Genomic DNA, 15,689 nt, shown 5'->3' on the forward strand with positions numbered 1-15,689 from the left:
CGCCGCCCTCAGCCCTGGCCGAGCACCTGGAAGGGCACGGTGTCGTGGTGGTTCGCCATGTAGACGATCTTTCCGTCCACGATCCGGAAGAAGTTCATGACCTCGGCCTCGATGACCTCGCCGGCGGGGCCGACCGCGGTGACGTGGGAGACGGCCGCGGCCTTCTCCCCGTCGACGAGGAAGTGCGCGGGCTCGTTCCGGAAGCTCCGGTACATCGTTCCCATGCCCTTCATCATCGAGCGCAGGACGTCCAGGCCCTCGATGTGTCCGGCGAGCTGCTCGTCCATGACCTGGTCGTCGGCGAACAGGTCGCACCAGCGGTCCCAGTCCCCGGCATTGGCGTACTCGTAGTACTTCCGCAGAATCTCTCGTGCGTCCGACGCGCTCATCGCGCTCATCCCCCTATCGGTCCCTGCGGGTTCCGTCCGGCGCGAAGGGCGCCCAGAACTGGCTGAAGGCGGTAGCCGTGTCGCCGAAGAGCCCGTCGCGGCCCTCGACGATCCGGCCCTCGCGCCACCGCATGTAGTGGAAGACCGGATAGTCCATCCGCTCGTACGGGGACCCGCTCGCCCCGTCCGCGCCGTCGCGCACGGCGACGTTGCGGCACACGTCGGCGCTGCAGTCGTCACCGACGAGCACCGCCTCGATGTCCATCCGGAAGGTGCCGCCCGTGAGCTTGTGGGTCTGCCCCATCAGCTCCAGGAAGGCGTCCAGGCTCTCGTACCAGCCGGCGAGCGGGTGGTTGCCGGGCACCAGCCAGCGCAGGTCCTCGGAGTAGAACTCCAGGATGCGCGCCCGGTCACCGGAGCCGAGCGCCTGGTAGGCCGCCCGCACCCGCTCCCGTGTCACTTCGGTCATCGCCCCTCCTCCTACGTCTTCGCAGCCGGTCAGAGGGAACCGGAACCGGGCATCGGCGCCAGCTCGTTGACGGTGTACTGCTTGATCAGCGGGCCGTCCTGGCCGGCCACCACGACCCAGGTCTGGTCGGCGTCGAACCCGAGCCACTGGCTGCGCGCGGCCGGCGGGTCCCAGATCTTGGCCTGCCAGTTCACGAGGACCCGTACGATCGCGCGGTCGCCCTCGATGACGGGCTCGACCTTCGTGACGGTGTGGACCTCGTCGAAGAAGCGGGAGGTCACGGCCGCGTACCAGCGGCCGAAGCCCTCGTGTCCGAGGAAGGTGTCCTCGGGGACCTTGAACTCCAGGTCCTCGGTGATGAGGCCGAGCACCCGGTCCAGCGGAAGGTGCTGGTCCAGCGCCACGTACCAGTTCTCGGCGAAGCTGCGGATCGCGTCCTCGGTCAGCCGCTCGGCGGGCATGCGGTCTCCTCCTGTCCGTACCGGTGCAGTGATGTCAGGGCGTGGTGCGGGGGTCAGATCTGGATGTCGACGAGGTACGGGCCCGGGTGGTCCAGCATCCGGCCCACGGCCGCGACCGCCTCGTCCGGCTTCTCCACCCGCGTCCCGTCCGCGCCGAGGGCGCGGGCCAGCCCCGCGAAGTCGATCTCGGGGTGGGAGAGGTCGAAGGAGCCCGGGAAGTCGTGCTCGGCGATGTCCCGTTCCCGCCAGTACTGGGCGATGTTGTCGTCAAGCAGCCGGTACTTGCGGTTGTTGCAGACCACGAACTTGGCGTCGATGCCGTGCCGGACCGCGGTCCACAGCGTCTGGTAGGTGTACATCGACCCGCCGTCGCCCGCGAAGCCGACGACGAGCCGGTCGGGCCGGGCCAGCTTGGCGCCGACCGCTCCCGGGAAGCCCACCCCGAGCGAACCGCCCCGAGTGAGGTGGTAGTCGCCCGGCCGCTCGGCCGGCAGGTACCGCGTGACCAGCGGCGAGGTGGTCAGCGCCTCGTCGAAGACGATGAGGTCGCCCCCCGTCCGCTCGGCGAGGGTCCGCAGGAAGACGGCCATCGGCGTGCCGTCGGTGTCCCGTACGTCCGCCTCCGCGGCCCGCTCCCGGGCGCGGGCGGCCAGCCGGCCGGCCGCGGCGGCGCGCTGCCGGGTGGTCAGCCGGTGCTCCAGTACGCCGGCCAACGCGCGCAGGGCCTGCTTGGGGTCGGCGGCCAGGCCCAGGTCCACGGGGTGGTTCTTGGCGATCTCGTAGGCGTTGAGGTCGATGTGCACGACCCTGGCGCCGGTCCTGAAGGGGCTCTCCAGCTCGGGGAACACCTCCGGGAAGACATAGGTGCCGACGATCAGCACCCCGTCGGCGTCGCCTATGAGGCCCTTGCTGTGCGGGCCGAACATGTGGCCCGTTTGGCCGCGGCGCAGCGGGTGCGACGCCGCGATGTTGACCTCGGAGGAGTCGACTTCGTACACGTCGGCGCCCAGCAGCTCGGCGACGGCGACGAGTTCGGCCTGCGCCCCGGAAAGCGCCACCCCGTCGCCGATCAGAACGACCGGGTGTTCGGCGGCGGCGAGCAGCTCGGCCGCCCGGCCCACCGAGGCGGGTGAGGGCGCCACGTCCGTGCGCGGCACCGTGGCGGGCAGCACGGGCTCGGAGTTCGGCTCGTCCAGCACGTCCATCGGCAGGGCCACGAACACCGGTCCGCGGGGCGGGGTCAGGGCGATCTTCACGGCCCGCCGGATGGTGCGGAGCACCGAGCGCGGGTCGGTGACCCGGGTCGCGTACTTCGTCACCGGCTTGGCCATCGCCACCAGGTCGGAGGCCATTTGCGCGTCCATGGCGTCGTAGCGGACCCCGGCGTCCCCGGCGACCACGACGAGCGGGGTGTGGCCGCGCAGCGACTGGTAGAGCATGCCGATGCCGTTGCCCAGGCCCACCCCGGAGTGCAGCTGGAGCAGGGCCGCGCCGCCGGTGGCCCGGGCGTATCCGTCGGCGATGCCGGCGGCGACGGTCTCCTGGAGGGCGAGGACGTAACGGAAGTCCGTTGCCGCGTCGACGGCGTCGAGGAATCCCTGTTCGACCGTCCCCGGATTTCCGAACATCACATTCAGGCCGTCGGCCTTGAACTGCTCGATCAGCCTTTCCCGTCCGGGAGTGGCTTCCATGAATTCCCCCTCTTTTCCCAGCGGTCAGCGGACTACCAGCCGTACCGGGTGAGTCCGTCCTCCAGGACTTCCACGATCTTCTGCCCCGTCAGATAGGAATCGGGGGTCGACCGTCCGGTGACGAAGGGGAAATCGACGATCACCGACAGCGGGTGGCCGAAATTCCCGTGGTACGCGCCGCTCGGGCCGGTGGCGTCGCGCAGGATGTACTCCAGCGGGTACGGCGGCGGTCCCATGTTGAAGTCGGTACCGAGGAATCCGGTTCCGTCCTTGTAGTCGTATTCCTTGCAGTGGCCGGTGACGTGCTTGCCCCAGATGATGCTCTTGCGGTCGCCCCAGTCGCGGGCGAAGGCCAGACAGGCCACCCCGTAGCACTCGGCCGCCACGACCTTGCCGGCGTTCTTGAAGGCCAGGATCAGGGCGTGGACCCGCTCGTTGTTGGCGAGGTCGGCGATGGGGCCGCTGCCGCCGACGACGAGGATCGCGTCGAAGGAGGCGATGTCCTCCTGGAGCTTGTCCAGATCGCGGTGGTACTGCTCCAGCTTGGGCAGGTAGTCCTTGTCGCTCGTGTACGGGCGCTCGGGCGCCCACGCCTCGATGTCGAGCGGCGAGTCGAGCCGGCTCGACTGCTCGAACTCGCGGCCCAGCCGGGCGTTCTCCTCCGTGGTCACCGACCGGCCCAGCGGGGGGTCGATGTAGTGGGCGTCGAGGCTCGGCGGAAGTGCGTGGGCGCGCTTCCCGGTCGGCGTGGCGAATACGACTTCATAGCCCCGCTCGTCGAACTTCGATACGGGCCCGATCAGTTCTTCGGCCCAGTAACCGTGTTCGGAGACAATGACCAGAATCTTTCTGCTCACAGATTCCTCCAGGCGCCGCCTGTTGTGTTGGCGTCCCCCACCCTGCTTGTGCCCGGGGCCTGCGTCAAAGCGCCCGTATGCGACTTCGTGAGGTAGAAGGGCGGGCCGCCCCGACACCTCATGTAGTCGCCGTGCGAGGTCATGAAGTAGCCGCCGTACTCCATGACTTCGGCCGAATCGATGAACCTGCTCGGCACCCCCGACTTATGGTCTGGACGCGCCCGTGATTAACCGGCGTGACGAGCGGTACGAGTGCGCGAGGAGAGGGACGGGGACGATGACGATGGACCTGAAGTGCACACACATCGACCAGATACGTCCGGTGAAGCCCGGGACCGACGGCTGCGAGGAGTGCCTGGCGACGGGGGACGGCTGGGTGCACCTGAGAATGTGCCTGAGCTGCGGGCACGTCGGCTGCTGCGACTCCTCGAAGAACCGCCACGCCACCCGGCACTACCGCACCACCGAGCACCCCATCGCGGCCTCGCACGAGCCGGGCGAGGACTGGGCCTGGTGCTACACCGACAAGCTGATGCTGGACCCCGCGTGAGCGCGGCCCCGGAGCGCGCCGCCGCTCCCTCCCCCGCCGCTGCCGCCACCGGCTCGGCTCCCGCCGCCGCTCCCTCCCCCGCCGCCACCGCTCCCTCGCCCACCCCGTCCTCCGCCGTGGCCCAGACCGGGTCCACCGCGCCGGCGACCACGGCCGGGCACGCCTCGGCCGCCGCCGAGCGGTCCGAGAACCGCAAGCCCGTCATCCTCGCCGTGGACGACGACCCGCAGGTGCTGCGGGCCGTGCGGCGCGACCTGCGCAGCGCGTACGGCGACCGCTACCGGGTGCTCGGCGCCTCCTCGGCCGCCGACGCGTTCAAGATCCTGGACTCCCTCGACGAACGCGGCCACGACCCCGCGCTGTTCCTGGTGGACCAGCGGATGCCCGACGTCACCGGGGTGGAGTTCCTCCTGGAGGCCGTCAGCCGCTTCCCCGACGCCCGCCGGGTCCTGCTGACCGCGTACGCGGAGACCGACGCGGCGATCACCGCCATCAACCGGGTCCGCCTGGACTACTACCTGCTCAAGCCCTGGGACCCGCCGCACGAGCGGCTGTTCCCGGTGCTGGACGACCTGCTGTCGGACTGGCTCGCCACCTACCGCCCCGCCTACGACGGGATCATCGTGGCGGGTCACCTGGTGTCCCCCGGCACCCACGCCGTCCGGGACTTCTTCACCCGCAACGGCCAACCGTTCCGCTTCCTGAACGTCGAGCGCGACCCCGAGGCGCTCACGGTGATCGCCGCCGCCGACCCCGACGCGGCGCTGCCGCTGGTCCGCTTCCCGGACGGGGCGGTGCTCTCCGCGCCGACCGACACCCAACTCGCCCAGCGCCTGGGCCTGGCCACCACCGCCTCCCGCCCGCACTACGAGTGCGCCATCGTCGGCGCCGGTCCGGCGGGGCTGGCGGCCGGGGTGTACTCGGCGTCCGAGGGGCTCTCCACGCTGATGCTGGACTCCCGCGCCCCGGGCGGCCAGGCCGGCACCTCCAGCCTGATCGAGAACTACCTCGGCTTCCCGTCGGGCCTCTCGGGCGGCGACCTGACCCGCCGGGCCACCATCCAGGCGTCCCGCTTCGGCGCCGAGATCCTGCACCCGGTGGAGGTGGTCTCGCTGACCCGTGACGACCCCGCGAAGATCCTCACCCTGGCGGACGGTACGGAGATCAGCGCGGAGACGGTCCTCCTCGCCACCGGTGTCTCATACAACCGGCTGGAAGCGCCGGGAGCGGACCGCTTCGAGGGCGCCGGGCTCTACTACGGCGCGGCCACCACCGAGAGCTCGGCCTGCATCTCGCAGCACGTGTTCATCGTGGGCGGCGCCAACTCGGCCGGACAGGCGGCGGTGCACTTCGCCAAGTACGCGGCCCGCGTCACGATCCTCGTCCGGGCGGCGTCCCTCGACGCCAGCATGTCCCGCTACCTGATCGACGAGATCGCCCGCACCCCCAACATCGAGGTCCGGGTCCGCACGACCGTCCTGTCGCTGGACGGCGACGAGCACCTCGAACGGCTGACCCTGCACAACGCCGACACGGGCGAGGACACCGAGGTCCCGGCGCGCTTCATGTTCACGTTCATCGGCGCCCGCCCGCACACCGACTGGCTGGCCGGGGTGGTGGAACGCGACGAGTACGGCTTCGTCCTCACCGGCTCCGACCTGATCTCCAACGGCGGCGAACTCCCCGCGGAGTGGAGCCTGGAGCGCGCCCCGTATCCGCTGGAGACCAGCGTTCCCGGCGTCTTCGCCGCGGGCGACGTCCGCGCCCACTCCGTCAAGCGCGTCGCCTCCGGCGTCGGCGAGGGCGCGATGGCCGTCTCCCTGATCCACCGCTACCGCTCGATGGGCTGAACCCTCCGGAGCACCAGCCGAGAGCGAACGCGAAATCCTTGCGATCAAGAAGGAAGCGGATGCAACGTTGATTACATGATTACAGCCGAGCAGCAGACACAGCTCCGTACCTGGTTCGCGGACCGCCTGCCGGTGGACGTCTACGAGTCCCTGGTCTCCGTCACCGCCGACCGCGAGGAGATCACCGTCATCGGGAACCTCCCGGCGAACGAGTCCGTGAAGGACTTCCGCGAACGCACCCGCGAGCAGCGCATCGAGGTCGCCCGCGAGGCGGAGGAGCTCTACCGCCGCAAGGTGTCGTGGGGCGTCCGCTCCGGCGACGAGACGACCCTCTTCACCCACCTCGCGGTCCCGGTGATGACCCGGCTGCGCCAGTCCGAACGCCAGGTGCTCGACACCCTGGTCGCGGGCGGCGTGGCGCGCAGCCGGGCCGACGCGCTCGCGTGGTGCGTCCGCCTCGTGGGCCGCAACACCGACGCCTGGCTCGCCGAGCTGCGCGAATCCCTCGACACGGTCCAGCGGGTCCGCTCCCAGGGCCCCGACGTCAAGGCGGACATCAAGAAGTCCGAGTCCGAATAGCGGAAAACCTCGCCGGGCGCGCAAGATCCCGGAAAGGTAGCCGGGACGGGATCACCGACTGCAGGGAGAGGCTCACACGATGACCACCACCGTCGAATACATCCGCTACCGGATCGCAGCGGACGACCAGCCGGCGTTCGAGGACGCCTACGCGAGGGCCGCCGAGTCCCTGGCCGCCTCGCCCGAGTGCATCGACTACGAACTCGCCCACAGCGAGGAGGAGGCCGAGCGCTACATCCTCCGGATCCGCTGGACGTCCGTCGAGGACCACCTCCAGGGCTTCCGCAAGGGCGATCAGTTCCCGGCGTTCTTCGCCGCGATCCGCCCGTACCTGAACAACATCGAGGAAATGAAGCACTACCGGGTCACCGACGTCTTCGGCACGGGAAAGGCCGCCTCACAGTCATGAGCACCACGCCCGACACGACGCCCACCATCTACGAGTGGATGGGCGGGGCCGAGGCCATGAAGCGCCTCACGGACGTCTTCTACGCGCACGCCCTCCAGGACGAGATCCTGGCGCCCGTCTTCGCCGGCATGGACGCGAACCACCCGCAGCACGTCGCCGTCTGGCTGTCGGAGGTCTTCGGCGGCCCCGCCGACTACTCGGCCCACCACGGCGGTCACCAGCACATGGCCACCAAGCACCTGGGCCGCGGCATCACCGAGCAGCAGCGCCGCCGCTGGGTGGAGCTGCTCATGGACACCGCGGACGAGGTCGGGCTGCCGGCGGACCCGGAGTTCCGGGCGGTGTTCGCCTACTACATCGAGTGGGGCACCCGGATGGCCCTGATCTACTCGGGCCCCAACCCGCCGCCGGTCGACGCGGCGAAGATCCCCGTCTGGTCCTGGGGGCAGACCCCGCCCTGGATCCCGAAGTCCTGACCGGGGCCGGGGCGCTGTCGGAGCCACCCGGCGGCGCACCCGGCCGGCTCAGCCCCGTCGGCGTCCCGCGAGGTGCCCGCCGCCCGGCCGGCACGACCGTCAGGCCAACACGACCGTCAGGGGGACCACGCCTCCGGCGCTGCCCCCGCCCTCGAACCGGCCGTCGCCCTCGGGCTCGGCCTTGCCGTCGCCCTCGCCATCGCCCTCGCCATCGGCCTGCCAGAAGTCGACGGCCTGTTCCAGGATCTCGCGCAGGGTCGCCCACTCCCCCGGCCGGTCCCGCGCGTAGTCCTGCCAGGAGGTGACCGCCACCAACCGCCCCGGCGCCTGTGGCAGCCAGGACAGGTCGGTCAGCACGTCCGCCAACGCGTCCCAGTTCCCGCCGAACCACTCCGGCGCGCGGAGCGCGTCCCCGCACCGCCGCAGCAGCTCCGCCTTGCTCCCGACGCCGTCCAGGTCCAGCCGCAGCGTCGTCCAGCCCGCCTCGTCGGCGGCGGCCAGCGCCGGGCCGAGCGGCCCCGCTCCGAGGATCATCGCAGAACCGCCCTGAAGGTGTCGTAGTGGTCGTCGGTGTAGAAGAACTCCCCGCCCCCACCGGTCACGATCCGCCGGGCACCCCGGTCGCGTTCGCCCGGTGTCCGCACGGTGAACTCGTGGTAGTAGCCGCGCGCGTGCGGCGGCAGGGTCTTCTCGAAGTTCCCGAAGACGGTGCCGTCCTGCCGGTACGGGTACGGGCCGCCCTTGTCGATCAGCGCCAGCACCTCGCGGGCCTGCGCCGGCAGGGCCCCGGCGCGTACGGTGGCCATCCCCTTGGCCCACCCGGGCACGGCGGCGCGCGCCCCGTCGCTCGGGCTCGCGGTGCCGGGGCTCGCGGGAGCGCCGGTCCGCGCCGCCCCGGGGGTCTTCCCCGCGCAGCCGACAGCTGCCACCAGCGCGGCACAGAGGAACAGCGCCCCGAGCACGCGTAGCAACGATCGGGGCACGTTCCGAAGGATCATGCGCCGATCGTGCCAAATATCCGGTTCGCCCGCGAGTCGCGGGGACCGGGACGTGAAGACGGCTTAGAGCGCGGCCATCTTGGTATAGGGACTCAGGATGCGTTTTTGGACCGACCCGAAGTCGACGAGGACAGCGATCCCCTCCTCGATACCGACGACACGGCCGAGGCCGTGCTCGTCGTGAGTGACCCGGTCGCCGACGCTGAACTGCCGGAGCGGCGGTTCCACGGGGGCCTTGAACGGGCTGGACGGCAAATGGCGGCGAGGTACTGCTGACTTTGTCATTGACTCCAGTATGCGCCCAGCGGGCCGCCCTGCGGTCCGCCGTTCGGATCTCAATTCCGGCACCATCCGCACCAGGAGGGCACGGAAGCGGGCCTCGCGGCCCCGATCAGTCGTCCGGATCGGCCCGTTCCAGGGCCGGACGCAGCCCCGGCTGGGACTCCGTCAGCAGATAGTCCGCCACCGCCGTGTCGGTGACGAGACTGGTCACCAGGCCCGAACGGAGCACAGCCCCGATCGCCGACGCCTTGCGCAGCCCGCCGGCGATCGCCACCACCTCGGGAATCCGGCGCAACCGGTCCGCCTCCACGGTGATGCAGCGTTCGCCGAGGTCCCGGCCGACCCGCCGACCCTCGGCGTCGAACAGGTGTGCGGACATCTCGGCGGCCACGCCGAGCGAGGCGTAGTGCGCCCGCTCCTCGTCGCTCAGCATGTCGTGCACGGTGGAGATGCCGGGCTCCCACGAGCCGATCGACACCGCCGCGACGGTCACCTTGTCGAAGTATTCGAAGGCCCGCGCGATGCCAGTCTGGCTGCGCAGCGCGGCCGCCGTCGCCGGGTCGGGCAGCAGCATCGGCGCGTAGATGGGGTGCGCGTCGCCGCCGGAGACCTGCGCGGCGCGCCGTACGGCCTCCACCGAGCCCCGCTCCGCCGTCCCGGCGTCGTACACGCCGGTCAGCTGGACCACGGTGCAGGGCGGCAGCCGGTGCAGGGAAGCCGCCATGTGGATGGTCGAGCGGCCCCAGGCGAGACCGAGCACGTCGCCCTCGTTGACCAGCTCGCCCAGCAGGTCGGCGGCGACCGCGCCGAGGTTCTCCGGGTCGGGGGCGTCCTCGGTCGCGTCGGCCGGCGATTCGACCACCACGGCGTGCCGCAGCCCGTACCGGGCCCGCAGCGCGTCGGAGCGCTCGGCGTCCAGCTCCGCGGGAACCCTGATCTCGATCCGTACGAGGTCGCGTTCGAGGGCGGTCTCCAGGACCCGGGCCACCTTGAAGCGGCTCACGCCGAACTCCTCGGCGATCTGGATCTTGGACTTGCCCTCCAGGTAGAAACGGCGCGCCATGGCCGCCGCCTGCACCAGCTCCGCGGGTCCCATCCGCAGGGCTGACCGTCCCGCCGACATTGCAGACACCGCGTTCTCCTCACTGCTGTTCACATTCTCGACTCGCCGTTCATCCTGTCAGATCCGACGGCCGTTGATCAGCCCGCACAGCCCCCGTTCGCCGAGCTGTTCATCGAGCGTTGGCCCCGTGGTCGCAAGCCCAGGGCGCCGCCGCGATCGCCGCGCCCGCCTGCTCCCGCAGCGTCCGGACCGCGGCGGCCGGATCGGGCGCCCCGTAGACCGCGCTCCCGGCGACGAAGACGTCCGCCCCGGCCTCGGCGACCCGCTCGATCGTCGAGGCCGAGACCCCGCCGTCCACCTGGAGCCACAGCTCCAGCCCGTGCTTGGCGATCATCTCCCGGGTCCGGCGGATCTTGGGCAGCATGATGTCCAGGAACGCCTGACCGCCGAAGCCGGGCTCGACGGTCATGATCAGCACCATGTCCAGTTCGGACAGGATGTCCTCGTACTGCTCGATCGGGGTGGCCGGCTTGAGCGCCATGGCCGCCCGGGCACCCTTCGCCCGGATCTCCCGCGCCAGCCGCACCGGCGCCGCGGCGGCCTCGGCGTGGAAGGTGACCGACCCCGCGCCGGCCTCGACGTACTGCGGGGCCCACCGGTCCGGGTTCTCGATCATGAGGTGCAGGTCGAGCGGAATGTCCGTCGCGCGGCTCAGGGACTCCACGATCGGCACGCCGAGGGTGAGGTTCGGGACGAAATGGTTGTCCATGACGTCGACGTGCAGCCAGTCGGCCCCCTCGACGGCGTTCGCCTCCTCGGCGAGTCGGGCGAAGTCGGCGGACAGGATGCTGGGATTGATCTGAACGGCCATGCCCCAAGCGTGCCATGCCCAGGCCCACATCCGGCCACGCCCCCGCAACTCCCCCTCCGCCCCGCACACCCGGCCGCCCGGTACCCCTGCCAGGGGTCGTCTAGCTGGGCGGCGCCCCGCGCAAATGGCGCACGAGCTGCTCCAGGGCGGCCCAGCTCTCGGCACTCTCACCGTCACCGAGCGCGTAGTAATAGCCGGGCCGGGCGCTGAGTCCCAGCCGCACCGGTGGTTCCTTCAGTGGCGTCCTGCTCGCGGTGTCCCGCCCGACCTCCCGGACCTCCTCCGGGCCCAGCACGAAGGCGTAGGGCAGCGGCGGGGGCTCGAAGCGCGGCGGGGCGCTGAGGTCTCGGCGCGCCTGGCGCACCTGGCACATCATGGTCTTCAGCCCGTGCCGGGTCACCAGCTCGTTTGCCAGCTCCGGCAGTGCCTTCAGGGCCGGCTCCTCACCCTCACCGTGGCCGACGGTGAGGGTGATGTCCTCCTCCACCCCCTCCGGGGTGCGGATCACGCACAGGGTGGCGACGGCGGGCCGGTCCGGGCTGCCGACGACCACCGTCCAGGTGGGCCGCATGGATGGCGTGTTGTGCGTACCACCTGGACGGCCGGGTGGGCACCGTCGCCCGAATGCATCGATGTCGGGCGGGACCCGCCAGCCGGGTGGCCCGTGCCGTTCTCCACGCGCCCGGGGCCGCCCGCGCCTTCGAGGACCTTCGGCTCTTCCTTGACCGGCGCGGTCTCGTGCTCGTGGACGTTGGGCAAGTCGCTCTTGTGCGGTTCCCTGACGGGTTCGGTGTCGGGAACTACGTTGCCGTGCTCGTCCCTGATGTACCCGTCGGCGCCGATGACGCTCTTGTTGCCCGCGGGGTCGACGTACTCATGCCCCGGAGGCATGCTCTCCCCGACACCGGCGGGGTGGGGGGCTCCGTCGCCAGGATGCGGCGAGGCACCGGAGGGCATGTTGCGGGCCATGTCGTCGATGCCCGCCCGGCTGGCCTTCAGACCCTCCATGAGGTCGCCGACCTTGAACTTGGTGACGACCGCCGCCTTGCCGATGCGGGACCGGCCGTCACTGGTACACGCTTGCGTCGCAGTCGGACGGCTCGTGCGCCTGCTGCGTGGGAGGACTCCCCGCCCATGCCGACTTCGGACGGGCAAAGAGCGGGGGCCTGCCGCCCGCGAGCGCTACGCCGTGCGGCGCAGGAGGGCCAGGTACATCGCGTCCGTGCCGTGCAGGTGGGGCCAGAGCTGGACGTCGGGGCCGTCGCCGAGGGCGGGGACACCGGCCATGTACGGGCGGGCGTCGATCAGTTCCGCCGACACCCGCCCCGAGGCGCCCGCGCCCCGGCCCGTCAGGACGTCGTCCACCACGACCCGGGTCTCCGCCAGGTGCGGCGAGCAGGTCGCGTAACCCACGACGCCGCCCACCCGCACCGCCGCCAGCGCCTCCCGCAGCAGCCCGCGCTGGAGCGGTGCGAAGCCCTCCAGGTCCTCGGGCCGGCGCCGCCACCGGGCCTCGGGGCGCCGGCGCAGGGCGCCGAGTCCGGAGCAGGGGACGTCCACCAGGACGCGGTCGAAGGTGCCCGGCAGCCACGGCGGGCGGGTGCCGTCCGCCGTGATGACCTGGTACGGGCCGGGGTTGCCGGCCAGGGCCTTCTCCACGAGACGCGCCCGGTGCGGCTGCTTCTCCGAGGCGAGAAGGAACGCCCCGCGCCGTGCCGCCAGCGCCCCGAGCAGCGCGGCCTTGCCGCCCGGCCCCGCGCAGCCGTCGAGCCAGCGCTCGTCGCGGCCCTCCACCGGCGCCGCCGCCAGGGCCATCGCCACGAGCTGGCTGCCCTCGTCCTGCACCCCGGCGCGGCCCTCGCGCACCGCCTCCAGGGCGCCCGGCTCGCCGCCCTCGGCCATCCGTACCGCGTACGGGGACCAGCGCCCCGGCAGCGCCGACTCCTCGCCCACGGCCTCCAGCAGTTCCTCCGGCGTGGAGCGGCCCGGGCGTGCGACGAGGGTGACCTCGGGCCGCTCGTTGTCGGCTTCCAACAGGTCCTCGATACCGGCCCGGCCGCCGCCCAGCGCGTCCCACAGAGCGCTGACGACCCAGCGCGGGTGCGAGTGGTAGACCGCGAGGTGTTCCTCGGCGTCGTCCTCGTACGGCGGCGCGACCCGCTCCAGCCAGCCCTCCAGGTCATGCGCGGTGATCTTGCGCAGGACGGCGTTCACGAACTTCGCACGCCCGTCCCCGAGCACGACGCGGGCCAGTTCCACGCTCGCCGAGACGGCGGCGTGCGGGGGGATGCGGGTGCCGAGCAGTTGGTGCGCGCCGAGCGACAGCACGTCCAGCACCGGCGGGTCGACCTCGCGCAGCGGGCGGTCGATGCACGCCTTGATCACCGCGTCGTACGTGCCCTGCCGGCGCAGCGTCCCGTACACCAACTCGGTGGCCAGGGCGGCGTCGCGCGCCTGGAAGCTCTCGTCTTGGCGGGCCTTGCGCAGCAGCGGCGGCAGCACGAGGTTGGCGTACGCGTCCCGCTCGCCCACCGCCCGCAGCACCTCGAAGGCCAGCATCCGGACGGGGTCCTTCTGCGGCCGGCGGTAGGGCTTGCCCTGCTTGCCGCCCTGGGGGCCGGACGGCTTGCCGTTGCCGCCGGCGGGGGTCCGCCGACGGGCCTGACGGGGCTGACGGGGCTGTTCGCTCACGTGAAAGGTGCTCCGGTTGTACGTAATGCCTGGGGTGTCGAAGAAGGTGAAGCGGTTGGTGTGGAGGACGGTGAAGCGGGTGGTGTGGAAGACGGTGGGAAAGGGCGTGGGCGGCCGGTATCAGCCTACGTCGGCTCCGCCCAGCCGCTCGCCCGGCGCGATCCGCACGCCGCGCGCCCAGTCGGCGCCCTTCATCGGCTTCTTCCCCTGGGGCTGCACCCACAGCAGTTCCACGGCGTGCGAGCCGGTGCCGACGTAGACGTTGTTCTTGGCGGGAGCGAGCACGCCGGGCTCCAGCTCCGTGCGGTCGGGCAGCGGGGCGACGGAGACCAGCTTGAGGCGCTCGCCGCGGAACACGGTCCACGCGCCCGGCGCGGGGGTGCAGCCGCGCACCACGCGGTCGACGCGCATCGCGGGGGCGTTCCAGTCGATCCGGGCGTCCTCGACGGTGATCTTGGGCGCGAGGGAGATCCCGTCGGCCGGCTGCGGCACGGCGCGCAGGGTCCCGTCCTCGATGCCGTCCATGGTGGCGGTCAGCAGGCCCGACCCGGCGAAGGCCAGCCGGGTCAGCAGGTCGCCGCTGGTGTCCGTGGGGCGGATCTCCTCGGTCACGTGGCCGTAGACGGGGCCGGAGTCGAGGCCCTCCTCGATGAGGAAGGTCGAGGCGCCGGTGACCTGGTCGCCCGCCATGATCGAGTGCTGGACGGGCGCGGCGCCGCGCCACGCGGGCAGCAGCGAGAAGTGCAGGTTGACCCAACCGTGCTTGGGGATGTCGAGGGCGCTCTTGGGGAGCAGCGCCCCGTAGGCGACGACCGGGCAGCAGTCCGGCGCGATCTCGCGTAGCCGCTCCTGAAAGTCCGGGTCGCGCGGTCGCACGGGCTTGAGGACCTCGATCCCGGCCTCCTCGGCGCGCTCGGCGACGGGGCTGGCGACGAGCCGGCGGCCCCGCCCGGCCGGGGCGTCGGGCCGGGTGACGACGGCCGCGACTTGGTGCCGCCCGGACACAATGAGTGCGTCCAGGGCTGGCACAGCGACCTCTGGCGTGCCTGCGAAGACAAGCTTCACCGGGTCATACCTCGTTTCTGGGCTTCTGTGGCGGCCACGAGGGGCTGCCAGCAGCGCACCAGTCTGTGACTCCACCCACCGCTTACACGGCGGGTTTCCAGCCAGAAGGCTGCGGTCCAGCCCGAACCGTCCCCTCATGGGGCGGTTTGAAAATACCACAGGCAGGGAGCGCCGCTCCCGAGGCGGCAAAGAGGGGGCGTACCGAGACACGCGCGCCTCTCGCATATGCCGACACGCCCCCAGAGCGTGACCTGGGCGCCCGCTGACGCGTTGGTCAAAAGAGATTGACCGAAACGGGCCGCGATTGAGAACGGTGTCTGCGGCCCGATCCGCTCTTCAGCACCGGTTCGAGAGGCTTCTTCATGGCCGACCACGCCACCCACGACGCGCAAGCAAGGGCCAGCCTGCATCTCCTGGTGCGGGACATCGAGCGGGTCCGCCGGCAGGTGGACGCTCTGCGCACGCTCACGGCCCAGCTCGGCAACGTGTACCGCCCGCGCCGCTCCGGTCCCTCCACGGGCTTCGTCGTCTACGGCAGGGCTCCCGCGCCCACCGTCCGGCTCGCGCAGGAACTGCGGGACAGCGTCGAGACGCTGGTCACCGCCGCGGTGGACTTCGACCGCTCGCTCGGCTTCTCATGGGACGCCGTCGGTTCGGCGCTCGGCGTCACCAAGCAGGCCGTGCACCGCCGTTACGGGGCCCGGCGCGCGCAGGCCGCCGAGCCCGTCGAGGCTCCGGCGGACGGGACGACCACCCGGACCCTGGGACCGCTCCCCACCATCCCCGCGGCGCGCTCCGTACCGCCCCAGCCCGCACGCGAGGAGTCGGCCGCCGGGGCGCACGGCGCGGCGGTACCCCGCTCGCCCGCCCTACCCGGCCCGCGCAACGGCTGATCCCGGGGCCCGCCGCCGGGACGCCGACCCCTGACGGCCGGGCGCTCCCGCCGTGACACCCCCCGTCCCCGGCGTGGCGGTCCTCCCCCGAGGCC

At 71.8% G+C, this 15,689-nt stretch carries 19 protein-coding genes; 6 read left to right on the forward strand and 13 right to left on the reverse strand.

The features are described from left to right. Positions 1–8: 8 nt before the first annotated feature. Genes ABZ934_RS22025 through ABZ934_RS22045 form a run of 5 tightly spaced genes read right to left on the reverse strand, consistent with a single transcriptional unit; the run spans position 9 to position 3,867 of the window. Positions 9–389, reverse strand: coding sequence for a nuclear transport factor 2 family protein (locus ABZ934_RS22025; protein ID WP_361315769.1), 381 nt, complete (start codon positions 387–389; stop codon positions 9–11). Positions 390–402: 13 nt separating this feature from the next. Beyond that, on the reverse strand, positions 403–858 hold the full coding sequence (locus ABZ934_RS22030; RefSeq protein WP_361315772.1) for a nuclear transport factor 2 family protein: 456 nt from the start codon (positions 856–858) through the stop codon (positions 403–405). Positions 859–887: 29 nt separating this feature from the next. Next, on the reverse strand, positions 888–1,319 hold the full coding sequence (locus tag ABZ934_RS22035; protein WP_361315774.1) for a nuclear transport factor 2 family protein: 432 nt from the start codon (positions 1,317–1,319) through the stop codon (positions 888–890). A 53-nt stretch (positions 1,320–1,372) separates the two neighbouring features. Further along, on the reverse strand, positions 1,373–3,010 hold the full coding sequence (locus ABZ934_RS22040; protein ID WP_361315776.1) for a thiamine pyrophosphate-binding protein: 1,638 nt from the start codon (positions 3,008–3,010) through the stop codon (positions 1,373–1,375). A gap of 32 nt (positions 3,011–3,042) precedes the next feature. Continuing rightward, positions 3,043–3,867 carry a type 1 glutamine amidotransferase domain-containing protein gene (locus tag ABZ934_RS22045; protein WP_361315779.1) on the reverse strand — a complete coding sequence of 275 codons (825 nt, stop codon included), beginning with the start codon at positions 3,865–3,867 and terminating at the stop codon, positions 3,043–3,045. A gap of 283 nt (positions 3,868–4,150) precedes the next feature. Here ABZ934_RS22045 and ABZ934_RS22050 point away from each other — a divergent pair, with 283 nt between their 5' ends. The 5 genes from ABZ934_RS22050 to ABZ934_RS22070 all read left to right on the forward strand — a co-directional run bounded on the left by ABZ934_RS22050 (position 4,151) and on the right by ABZ934_RS22070 (position 7,731). After that, positions 4,151–4,417: a UBP-type zinc finger domain-containing protein gene (locus tag ABZ934_RS22050; protein ID WP_361315847.1), complete on the forward strand. Its 267-nt coding sequence runs from the start codon at positions 4,151–4,153 to the stop codon at positions 4,415–4,417. Positions 4,418–4,533: 116 nt separating this feature from the next. Next, on the forward strand, positions 4,534–6,267 hold the full coding sequence (locus ABZ934_RS22055) for an FAD-dependent oxidoreductase (protein WP_361315849.1): 1,734 nt from the start codon (positions 4,534–4,536) through the stop codon (positions 6,265–6,267). A 75-nt stretch (positions 6,268–6,342) separates the two neighbouring features. After that, complete coding sequence (locus tag ABZ934_RS22060) at positions 6,343–6,846, forward strand: hypothetical protein (RefSeq protein WP_361315781.1); 504 nt, start codon at positions 6,343–6,345, stop codon at positions 6,844–6,846. A 79-nt stretch (positions 6,847–6,925) separates the two neighbouring features. Further along, positions 6,926–7,255: an antibiotic biosynthesis monooxygenase family protein gene (locus tag ABZ934_RS22065; protein WP_361315784.1), complete on the forward strand. Its 330-nt coding sequence runs from the start codon at positions 6,926–6,928 to the stop codon at positions 7,253–7,255. Next, positions 7,252–7,731: a group II truncated hemoglobin gene (locus tag ABZ934_RS22070; RefSeq protein WP_361315786.1), complete on the forward strand. Its 480-nt coding sequence runs from the start codon at positions 7,252–7,254 to the stop codon at positions 7,729–7,731. The genes ABZ934_RS22065 and ABZ934_RS22070 overlap by 4 nt, the downstream gene beginning before the upstream one ends. Before the next feature lie 99 nt (positions 7,732–7,830). Here ABZ934_RS22070 and ABZ934_RS22075 read toward each other — a convergent pair whose 3' ends face one another. The 8 genes from ABZ934_RS22075 to fmt form a co-directional block, all read right to left on the reverse strand. Beyond that, positions 7,831–8,265, reverse strand: a complete 435-nt coding sequence (locus ABZ934_RS22075; protein ID WP_361315789.1) for a barstar family protein — start codon at positions 8,263–8,265, stop codon at positions 7,831–7,833. Further along, positions 8,262–8,729 (reverse strand): ribonuclease domain-containing protein, encoded by a 468-nt coding sequence (locus tag ABZ934_RS22080; RefSeq protein ID WP_361315792.1) that lies wholly within the window; start codon positions 8,727–8,729, stop codon positions 8,262–8,264. Before ABZ934_RS22080 ends, ABZ934_RS22075 begins: the two co-directional genes overlap by 4 nt. Positions 8,730–8,792: 63 nt before the next feature. Beyond that, positions 8,793–9,014 carry a CarD family transcriptional regulator gene (locus ABZ934_RS22085; RefSeq protein WP_031145007.1) on the reverse strand — a complete coding sequence of 74 codons (222 nt, stop codon included), beginning with the start codon at positions 9,012–9,014 and terminating at the stop codon, positions 8,793–8,795. Positions 9,015–9,120: 106 nt separating this feature from the next. Further along, positions 9,121–10,134 (reverse strand): sugar-binding domain-containing protein, encoded by a 1,014-nt coding sequence (locus ABZ934_RS22090; protein ID WP_361315852.1) that lies wholly within the window; start codon positions 10,132–10,134, stop codon positions 9,121–9,123. 109 nt (positions 10,135–10,243) lie between these two features. Continuing rightward, a complete protein-coding gene (gene rpe / locus ABZ934_RS22095) occupies positions 10,244–10,945 on the reverse strand; it encodes a ribulose-phosphate 3-epimerase (RefSeq protein ID WP_361315794.1) in 702 nt (233 codons plus the stop codon). Between the two features lie 100 nt (positions 10,946–11,045). Further along, positions 11,046–11,516: a DUF6177 family protein gene (locus ABZ934_RS22100; RefSeq protein ID WP_361315796.1), complete on the reverse strand. Its 471-nt coding sequence runs from the start codon at positions 11,514–11,516 to the stop codon at positions 11,046–11,048. Positions 11,517–12,127: 611 nt separating this feature from the next. Then, positions 12,128–13,636 (reverse strand): transcription antitermination factor NusB, encoded by a 1,509-nt coding sequence (locus tag ABZ934_RS22105; RefSeq protein ID WP_361315799.1) that lies wholly within the window; start codon positions 13,634–13,636, stop codon positions 12,128–12,130. A gap of 120 nt (positions 13,637–13,756) precedes the next feature. Next, positions 13,757–14,701 carry a methionyl-tRNA formyltransferase gene (gene fmt, locus ABZ934_RS22110; protein ID WP_361315801.1) on the reverse strand — a complete coding sequence of 315 codons (945 nt, stop codon included), beginning with the start codon at positions 14,699–14,701 and terminating at the stop codon, positions 13,757–13,759. Between the two features lie 362 nt (positions 14,702–15,063). On the opposite strand from fmt, the gene ABZ934_RS22115 reads away from it, so the two are divergent. Next, entirely contained in the window at positions 15,064–15,594 is a 531-nt protein-coding gene (locus ABZ934_RS22115) for a hypothetical protein (RefSeq protein WP_361315804.1), read from the forward strand. Positions 15,595–15,689: the final 95 nt, after the last annotated feature.

The sequence above is a fragment of the Streptomyces sp. NPDC046557 genome, assembly GCF_040645975.1.
In the GTDB taxonomy this organism is placed as follows: Bacteria; Actinomycetota; Actinomycetes; order Streptomycetales; family Streptomycetaceae; genus Streptomyces.

Coding starts and splice junctions, on each gene's coding strand:
- ABZ934_RS22025 (WP_361315769.1), bottom strand. CDS start 389: ATGAGCGCGTCGGACGCACGAGAGATTCTGCGGAAGTACTACGAGTAC.
- ABZ934_RS22030 (WP_361315772.1), bottom strand. CDS start 858: ATGACCGAAGTGACACGGGAGCGGGTGCGGGCGGCCTACCAGGCGCTC.
- ABZ934_RS22035 (WP_361315774.1), bottom strand. CDS start 1,319: ATGCCCGCCGAGCGGCTGACCGAGGACGCGATCCGCAGCTTCGCCGAG.
- ABZ934_RS22040 (WP_361315776.1), bottom strand. CDS start 3,010: ATGGAAGCCACTCCCGGACGGGAAAGGCTGATCGAGCAGTTCAAGGCC.
- ABZ934_RS22050 (WP_361315847.1), top strand. CDS start 4,151: ATGGACCTGAAGTGCACACACATCGACCAGATACGTCCGGTGAAGCCC.
- ABZ934_RS22060 (WP_361315781.1), top strand. CDS start 6,343: ATGATTACAGCCGAGCAGCAGACACAGCTCCGTACCTGGTTCGCGGAC.
- ABZ934_RS22065 (WP_361315784.1), top strand. CDS start 6,926: ATGACCACCACCGTCGAATACATCCGCTACCGGATCGCAGCGGACGAC.
- ABZ934_RS22070 (WP_361315786.1), top strand. CDS start 7,252: ATGAGCACCACGCCCGACACGACGCCCACCATCTACGAGTGGATGGGC.
- ABZ934_RS22075 (WP_361315789.1), bottom strand. CDS start 8,265: ATGATCCTCGGAGCGGGGCCGCTCGGCCCGGCGCTGGCCGCCGCCGAC.
- ABZ934_RS22080 (WP_361315792.1), bottom strand. CDS start 8,729: ATGATCCTTCGGAACGTGCCCCGATCGTTGCTACGCGTGCTCGGGGCG.
- ABZ934_RS22085 (WP_031145007.1), bottom strand. CDS start 9,014: ATGACAAAGTCAGCAGTACCTCGCCGCCATTTGCCGTCCAGCCCGTTC.
- ABZ934_RS22090 (WP_361315852.1), bottom strand. CDS start 10,134: ATGTCGGCGGGACGGTCAGCCCTGCGGATGGGACCCGCGGAGCTGGTG.
- rpe (WP_361315794.1), bottom strand. CDS start 10,945: ATGGCCGTTCAGATCAATCCCAGCATCCTGTCCGCCGACTTCGCCCGA.
- ABZ934_RS22100 (WP_361315796.1), bottom strand. CDS start 11,516: ATGCGGCCCACCTGGACGGTGGTCGTCGGCAGCCCGGACCGGCCCGCC.
- ABZ934_RS22115 (WP_361315804.1), top strand. CDS start 15,064: ATGGCCGACCACGCCACCCACGACGCGCAAGCAAGGGCCAGCCTGCAT.